The following is a 7,942-nucleotide window of genomic DNA, read 5'->3' on the forward strand; positions in this document are numbered from 1 at the left end:
GTGTCGCGGCGGGCGCGGGGGAGGGCGTGACACGTCCGAGGGCCCTCGCCGGTCGCCTCTGCTCAAACCCCTTGCCCTGCAAGGGTCCTGTGACCGTACCGCGGCCGCTGTGGCGGTCCTGCGCCGGTGTCGCGCAACCGCCCGGAAATCGGTGACACGTGACGGTCGGGGAACGCTCTTCCTGGTGTGAACGACGCACGGCAGACGGAAACGACGGCACCACGGCACGGCACCCGGCACCATTCCGCGGGCAAGCCCCTTCGGTGGGCGGCCGATGTGGTGGGGATGATGCGGGAGGGGGCGCGGGTGCGCCTCGACTACTCGCCGCGGAGTCTGTGGCGGGTCGACCGCATGATCGAGGAGATACGGGGCCAGGGAGCGCCGTATCAGGCTGTTGAGAGCGTGCTGCGGGGCTTCGGGGCGTACGCCGGTGAAGTCGTCGTCCGGGAGACGGGCGGTGAGTGGATGGCGGCGGGCCGGGACCTCTGGGTGCGGACGCCGGACGGGCGGCTGTGGGACCCGATCGACGAGGCGCGCAGGTGCTACCGGGGGGAGGGCTCCCTGCGGCTGCTGTGTCTGGACGCGGTGGGGTGACGGGCCGGGAAACGCGGAAGCCGGGATCCCGTCGTACGACAGGATCCCGGCTTCCGTGAGGTGCGGCCCGGGCGGTGGCCCTACGGGGTCAGCACCTGACCCAGGCGGCCGCCCGCCGACGTGCCCAGCTGCGGCAGCCCGTAGTACGCCGACTTCGTCGTCGTGACCGTGCCATCCACGACCGGGACCCACAGGAGCGTGCCGTTGCCCGTGTCCTCGCCCTCGGTGCCGATCGTCAGGTCGGCGTAGCCGTCGCCCGTGAGGTCGGTCAGCGAGACGGCGGAGCCGAGCTTGTCGTCGGTCTCCGTGGAGCCCGGGATGTTCGCGGAGTCCTGGGAGAGGGCGAGGGAGCCGGTGCCCGTGAGGCCCGAGGACGTTCCCTTGAGGAGCCAGACCGAGCCCGCGTTGGAGCGGTTCTTGGCGTCGCGGGTGATGTCCTCGTTCGGGGCGCCCGTCAGGGCGTCCGCGTAACCGTCGGCGTCGAAGTCGCCCACCGACACCGAGGTGCCGAAGGCGTCACCCGACTCGGAGGCGCCCTCCACACCGCTCGTGCCCTGGTGGACCGTCTTCATACCGGTGGTGGTGAACCCGGTCGAGGTGCCCGGGACCATCGTGACCTGGCCGCCGGAGTTGCCGCCGGACTCGGAGGCGGTCGGCTGGCCGATGACGATGTCGTCGTAGCCGTTGCCGTTCACGTCGCCCGCGGCGATGGAGCGGCCGCCCTTGACGGTGAGCGTGGACACCTTGGTCAGGCCCAGCGACCTGGAGCCCTTGAACCAGGCGACCTTGCCGGCGCCGGACGCGTCCCGGTAGTTGAGCGCCACGTCCGCGTAGCCGTCCCGGTTGAAGTCACCGCTCGCGGCGTCCACGTACGCGAGGGCGCCGGTCACCGTGGTGATGTCGCCCGCCACCTCGTGGCCGTCGTTGAAGCGGGCGGCCCAGTTGCCGCCGGTGCCGGTGGCCGCGGTGAAGACGTCCGCCTTGCCGTCGGCGTTGAAGTCGCCCACGGCCACGGTCGAGCCGAACTTCGCGCTGTTCGGGTTGTAGTCGTCGCCGAGCGCCATGGTGTCGGCGTCGGCCTCCACGTCGAACTTCGGGCCGTACAGGATCGTCACCGCGCCGCGGTCCACATGCCCGCTGACGTCGTCCTCGCCGGGCGCGCCGATCGCGAGGTCCGCGTAGCCGTCGCCGTTGATGTCGCCCCAGGCGGTGGCCGCGCCCCACTGGTCGCCGGACTCGGCGGCGCCCGGGACACCCGTGCTCGCCTGGTTCATCCGCAGCTTGGAGGCGGAGACGGGGGCGCCGACCCCGCCCGGTACGAGGGTGATCCAGCCGCTGCCGGTCTTCGGCGTGGCGGCGACCAGGTCGCTGACGCCGTCACCGGTGTAGTCGGCGGTCGGGATCGCGGAGTTCCTGCCGGGGCTCGCGGCGTAGCGGCGGATCTCGGCGAGCTTGGAGTAGAGGTTCTTGCCGGGGGACGTCGTGGTGGCCGCGTCCTTGCCGCCGGAGATCACGTTCAGCTCGGCCTCGGCGTCCTTCGCGTGCACGCCGGTGTCCTCGGACGCGGTCAGTGTGACCTTGCCGGCCGGGTCACCGCCGTACTGGCCGAGCTTCCAGGCGGCCAGCCGCGCCACGGACTCGACGGCGGCCCGGGTCGGCCTGCCCGCGGTCGTCCCGCTGCCGCCCTCGAAGTCGCCGAGCACCGCGATGCCCACGGAGTCGCCGTCGAAGCCGGGCGTGTGGTCGCCGCGCACCGACAGGTCGGCGCCGCCCGCGCGGCCCTCGAAGATGCGGCCGCACTTGTCGACCAGGAAGTTGTAGCCGAGGTCGCCACGGCCGGCCGTCTCGATGTCGTACGCCATGATCGCGCGGATCAGCGCCGGGGACTGGGCGCAGCTGTACGCGTTCGAGCCGGCCGTGTGGTGCACGAAGACCGCGCTGATCTTGTCGATGTACTCCGGCGAACCCGACACCGACGACTCGACGGCGCCCCAGCGGGCACGGGAGACGATCGGGGGCTGCTTCACGGTGGAGGCGAGGGGGGTCGGGGCGACGGCCGGGCCGGCGTCCTCCGCCTCGCCGGTGTCGGCCCCGGTGTCCGCCCCGGTGTCGGTGTTGGTGTCCGTGCCGGTGTCCGTGTCCGTGGACGACTCGTCGGACTCGCCCCCGGTCGTGTCCTCGGGGGACGCGGAGTCCGACGGGGAGGCGCTGTCCGAGGGCGTCGGGGTCGAGCCCTCGACGACGAACGCCGCGTTGCTCATCCCGGTGGCCGAGTTCGTGGCGGCGTCGAGCCCCTTGTTCCTCAGCTCGGCGGCGGTCACTCCGGGATCGACGAGGTTGACCTCGAGTCCCTCGGGCAGCCCGGCGGTCGAGGAGCCGTCGGCGGCGACGACCCGCGCCTCGACGCCGTCGCTGGGTCCGACCCACAGCGGCGCGGAGGCCCCGCGCACGTCCTTGGCACCGGACCCCTCCGGGTCGACGGGCCGCGGGTCGGCGTCCAGGCTCCGCCAGCCGCTCCACTCACCGGTCGCGACGCTGCGGGTACGGACCTGGGCGGTGCCTTCGAGTGCGGCGGTGGCACCCGTCCAGGAAACCCCGAGGAGGGAGAACTCCTCGGTGTCGGTCCGCGACAGCTTCCGTGTCCCGCTCCCTTCACCGGGCAGCGCGAGGTCCTGCACGTCGACGGGCCGCTTGGTGCGGGGCCCGCCGGCGGCCGGCTCACCGCTCGGGCTGGCGACGGCGTACGTCACCACGCCCGCCCCGCCCACGACGACCGCCCCCAGCGTCAGCCACGCTCTCCGCTTCACGCTGAGCGGCTTGTAAGCATGAGTCTTGCGTCGACTCAAAAGTCCCACCCCTAGAAAAGCCACACAAAACAACAACCCGGCACGCGGGTAGCCCTCTATTGAGCACACAAGGGGCCCCGAACATCATCATCGACAGCGGAAGGTGTGGGGTACATCACCTCCGGTGAATCTCCTGTCCCGTCTTCCCCGACGATCGGGAACGCCGTCCGCGCTCCTGGCCAACTCCCCCGTGCCCCTTAGGTGTTGGTCCCGCGGGCGGACTTCGGGGCCCGTGGGGGGCCACGGTGAGCTGTGACACTTCCGTGCTGTCGGACGCTGTTGACCTTGGAGGACATGGACACGGCCGGAAGTGACCACGTCCGGCCGGACGGAGAACTCGATCTCGGTGCGAACGATCTCGGTGCGAACGAGGGCAGTAGTGGGCCAGGGAGGGGAATCCCGCCGCGTGCAGGCGTACGACGGAGAGCTGGGCGCGGCCGTCGCGCGGGCACAGGAGGGGGACGAGGCCGCGTTCGCCGTGGCCTACCGGATCGTGCAGCCCGGGCTCCTCGGCTATCTGCGCGGGCTGGTCGGGAACGACGCGGAGGACGTCGCGTCGGACGCGTGGCTGGAGATCGCGCGGGACCTCGGGCGGTTCAAGGGGGACGGCGCCGGCTTCCGGGGATGGACCGCGACCATCGCCCGGCACCGCGCCCTGGACCATCTGCGCCGGCAGAAGGTACGGCCCCGGGCGACCGCGCTGGAGACCGACATGCTCGATCTGCCCGGCACGCAGAGCACGTACGACCAGGCCATGGAGGCCCTCTCCACCGAGCAGGCCCTGGAACTGGTGTCCCGGTTGCCGCGCGACCAGGCGGAGGCCGTGCTGCTGCGGGTGGTGGTCGGCCTGGACGGGCCCGCCGCCGCGCGTGTCCTCGGCAAACGCCCCGGCGCGGTCCGCACCGCGGCCCACCGCGGTCTCAAGCGCCTTGGCCGACTGATCGGCGCGGAGGGTGTGACGGATGAGAGCCCCCGGACGCTGGGGGAATCAAGGTGAGCGGCGACGACGGGCGGCCCTCGGGCGGAGGTGAGGCGGACATGGGTGGACGACCGGGTGACGGCGGTGACAACGGTGACGGCGGTGACTTCGGAGCGTCCGACGTGCACCCCGCACACCCCGACGCCGCCCCTCAGGACGTCCGCACGCCCCGGGCGCCCGCTCCCGTAGCCGTGGACGTCCTGCTGGCCGCCGCCGTGCGCGCCCACACCGTGGACGATGACGGCGAGGCGCGAGCCGTCGCGGCGTTCCGGATGGCGCGTGAGCAGGGGGCGCACACGGCACGTACCCGGCGGCGCGACGACTGGCGCCCCCGTGAGCAGCGCTCGGCGGGGCGTTCGCGCTCGCTGCGGGCCACGCTCGCGGTGCTGCTGGCGAGCCTCACCCTCGGCGGAGTCGCGGTGGCGGCCATCGGAGTCTCGTACGACGGCGACGGCGACCGTGACGGACGTACCGGATCGTCGGGCAGCGCGTCCGGGCGGTCCGCACAGCCCACGCCGTCCCCGTCCGAGGGCCGGGCGGGGACCGACCCCGGCACCCACCCGTCGACAGGCCCCTCCGACCGCCCCTCGCAGGCTCAGGACACCGAGGCCCGGTGCCGTGCGTACGAGCAGCTCAAGGGCAGCGGCAAGGCGCTGGACTCCACCGTCTGGCAGCGCCTGGTGGACGAGGCCGGCGGCGAGCGGAAGATCGAGGCGTTCTGCGCCGCGCAACTGGCCGGAAGCGATGCCCGGGGGAAGGGCCAGGACGGTACGGGCGACTCGGGCGGTACGGACGCGTCGAGCGATCCGGGAGAGTCGGGCGACAAGGGCAGCGCGGGCGACAAGGGCGGTGCGGGCGACTCGGCCGCCAGTGAGCGTGCAGCGACCCCTCAACCGGAGAAGTCCCAGGGGAAGAAGTAGGGCCGGCGTGCTCGCGAGACCCCCGTACTCGCAAGACACCCGGCCGACTTCGCCGATGGCAACGGCCGGGGCCGCCACCCCCCACAGGAGAGGCCCCGACCGTCGCGCGGCACGGGCCGCGCGGCGGCCCGTACTCTCTACAGCGCCGCGCCTGCGTTTTCTGTCACACCCCCGTCCGCACCCCCGTCCATCACGAGTTAGTTGCATGTTCTAGGGACATGGACGGGGAGCGGTTTCAGGCCGTAACGTGCCTTTCGCGCCGGGTTGCGGCAGCTGACGACCACCGCACCACCTGCGATCCTGAGACCGCGACCATCAAGTGATGAACCACGGCTGAGGAAGCACGACGGCGAGGACCCGGTCCGCGGGAGCGGCGCCGGCTCAGGCGCGAAGAAGGGCGAACCCGGTCCGCGAGAGCGGCGCCGGCTGAGGCGCAAAGAGGGGCGCGCGGTGCTGGGGGACGACGCGGAGCTGACCACCGCGGTGCTTGCGGCGCAGGACGGGGACGAGACCGCGTTCCGGACTGTGTACCGCACCGTGCATCCACGACTGCTCGGATACGTACGGACACTGGTGGGTGACCCGGACGCCGAGGACGTCACCTCCGAGGCCTGGCTGCAGATAGCCCGGGATCTGGAGCGGTTCAGCGGGGACGCGGACCGCTTCCGGGGCTGGGCCGCCCGTATCGCCCGCAACCGGGCCCTCGACCATGTGCGGATGCGCGGCCGGCGCCCGGCCATCGGCGGTGACGAGACCGAGCTCACCGCGAAGCCCGCCGAGTCGGACACGGCGGGCGAGGCCATGGAGGCGCTCGCCACCGACCACACGCTCTCGCTGATCGCCCAGCTCCCGCAGGACCAGGCGGAGGCGGTGGTGCTGCGCGTGGTCGTGGGCCTCGACGCCAAGACGGCCGCCGAGACCCTCGGCAAGCGGCCCGGCGCGGTCCGCACCGCCGCCCACCGTGGACTGAAGCGGCTCGCTGAGCTGCTCGGTGCGGATTCGGATTCGACCGGCGCACTCGACGCCGTACCCCCACAGAGAGAAGCGCCGACACGCGCGGTGACGTCCGCCGGTGTGACGCATATGCGTCCGCGGACGCAGAAGGACATGTGATGGCCGACGAGCAGTACAAGTGGCTGGACCGCGACGCTGCGGAGCGCCTGCTGCGTGGTGAGTCGCTCGAAGCCGTCGACGCCGACACCCGCGCCGCGGCGCACCGGCTCACGGAGGCACTGGACGCGCTGACCGCGCTGACGGTGCCGAACTCCGAGATCCCGTCGGCGGACGCCGAACTGCCGGGCGAGGAGGCCGCGTTGGCCGCCTTCCGCAAGGCGCGCTCGGAGCGGGACGCCGAGGAGACGGCGGCGTTGGGCCGCGCCCGTACGCACGCCACACCCCACTCCGCCGACGCCGGGCTGGTACGGCTCGGGCGTCCCGGTCCCGAGGAGCGGCGGGCCCGCTGGGGCCGTCCGCTGCGGCTGGGAATGGCGGCGGCGCTGGCCGCGGGCATGCTCGGCGGGGTCGCGGTGGCCGCCGGAGCGGGCATCCTTCCGACTCCGCTCCGTGACGACCGGCCGGAGCCCGGCTCCTCGGCCGCGGTGACACCGGACCGGTCGCTCACCACGCCGTCGCCCGAGGCCACCGCGGGCGGCTCGGCCGGCGAGCCGTCGTCCGGCGGCGCCGGGGACGAGCACGAGGACGACGGCGCGCCGGACGACACGGCCCAGGGTGGCGGCACCACCGAGCAGCAGGGCTCCCAGGGGTTCGGCAAGGACCGGTGGGGCACCGGGGACAACCGGCGCGGCGGTTTACTCGCGGCCTGCCGTGACGTCCGGGCCGGCAAGGACCTGAACCTCGACCGCAGGCGCGGCCTGGAGGACGCGGCGGGCGGCAAGGACAAGGTGAGGAAGTACTGCGAGGGCGTCCTGGGCGGCCAGGACGACCGCACGGCCACGGGCACCTCGGACGACGGGCGCGGCGACGGCCGGGCGCGCTCGGGCCGTGGCGAAGACGGCCAGGGCAGCGGCAACGGCAATGGCAATGGCAACGGCAACGGAAAGAGCGGTAGGGGCGACAAGGGCGGAAGGGACGGAGGTGGTGACGGCGAAGGCCCCGGCATACTCCCCGGCGGCAACGACCACCACGGCAGCGGCTTCCTGACCACCCCGTTCTCCACGTTCCACGTCTCCACCCCCTCGGGTTCGAAGCCGAGCGTGGCGCCTTCCCCGACGTACAGCGCCCTGGAGTCACCGCCCGCCGGATGAGGCGCGCGCCGGCCGTCAAGCCCGGCCGTCAAGCCCGGTTGTGAAGTCCCGCTGTGAAGTGACGTACGCGCCCGCGGGCTGCCCCAATGGTCGTTCTGCGAGGGGCGGCTCGGCGCGCGGGTGGTGTCTGACTTCCTGACCTGCGTGTTCGTGGTTCGTCGGATTTTTTTCCGGTCGGGTGTGACGTTTTCGGCCGCCGCGACGCAGTACTCAGTGAGCCGACTGGTCATCGGCCGTCGCACGGAGCCGGGGTTCCCCCCGTACTCACGGCTCGGTGCATCTCGGCGCGGGCGGGACACGTTCCCCCGGTCCCGCCCGCGCCCACAACCCCCGTGGCCC

At 73.0% G+C, this 7,942-nt stretch carries 6 protein-coding genes; 5 read left to right on the top strand and 1 reads right to left on the bottom strand.

From position 1 onward, the window contains the following. Window positions 1-186: 186 nt before the first annotated feature. Window positions 187-594 carry a hypothetical protein gene (locus FNH04_RS36770; protein WP_322724894.1) on the top strand — a complete coding sequence of 136 codons (408 nt, stop codon included), beginning with the start codon at window positions 187-189 and terminating at the stop codon, window positions 592-594. 80 nt (window positions 595-674) lie between these two features. Here FNH04_RS36770 and FNH04_RS36775 read toward each other — a convergent pair whose 3' ends face one another. Then, window positions 675-3,401 carry an FG-GAP-like repeat-containing protein gene (locus tag FNH04_RS36775; protein ID WP_322724895.1) on the bottom strand — a complete coding sequence of 909 codons (2,727 nt, stop codon included), beginning with the start codon at window positions 3,399-3,401 and terminating at the stop codon, window positions 675-677. 418 nt (window positions 3,402-3,819) lie between these two features. On the opposite strand from FNH04_RS36775, the gene FNH04_RS36780 reads away from it, so the two are divergent. The 4 genes from FNH04_RS36780 to FNH04_RS36795 all read left to right on the top strand — a co-directional run bounded on the left by FNH04_RS36780 (window position 3,820) and on the right by FNH04_RS36795 (window position 7,603). Next, window positions 3,820-4,437, top strand: a complete 618-nt coding sequence (locus FNH04_RS36780; protein WP_322724897.1) for an RNA polymerase sigma factor — start codon at window positions 3,820-3,822, stop codon at window positions 4,435-4,437. A 41-nt stretch (window positions 4,438-4,478) separates the two neighbouring features. After that, the gene (locus FNH04_RS36785) at window positions 4,479-5,339 is read left to right on the top strand and encodes a hypothetical protein (RefSeq protein WP_194236932.1); all 861 of its coding nucleotides are present in this window, start codon (window positions 4,479-4,481) and stop codon (window positions 5,337-5,339) included. Between the two features lie 450 nt (window positions 5,340-5,789). Beyond that, a complete protein-coding gene (locus tag FNH04_RS36790; protein WP_322724899.1) occupies window positions 5,790-6,452 on the top strand; it encodes an RNA polymerase sigma factor in 663 nt (220 codons plus the stop codon). Beyond that, on the top strand, window positions 6,452-7,603 hold the full coding sequence (locus FNH04_RS36795; RefSeq protein ID WP_152790182.1) for a hypothetical protein: 1,152 nt from the start codon (window positions 6,452-6,454) through the stop codon (window positions 7,601-7,603). Before FNH04_RS36790 ends, FNH04_RS36795 begins: the two co-directional genes overlap by 1 nt. The last annotated feature ends 339 nt before the right edge of the window (window positions 7,604-7,942 follow it).

The organism is Streptomyces phyllanthi, assembly GCF_009377205.1.
In the GTDB taxonomy this organism is placed as follows: Bacteria; Actinomycetota; Actinomycetes; order Streptomycetales; family Streptomycetaceae; genus Streptomyces; species Streptomyces phyllanthi.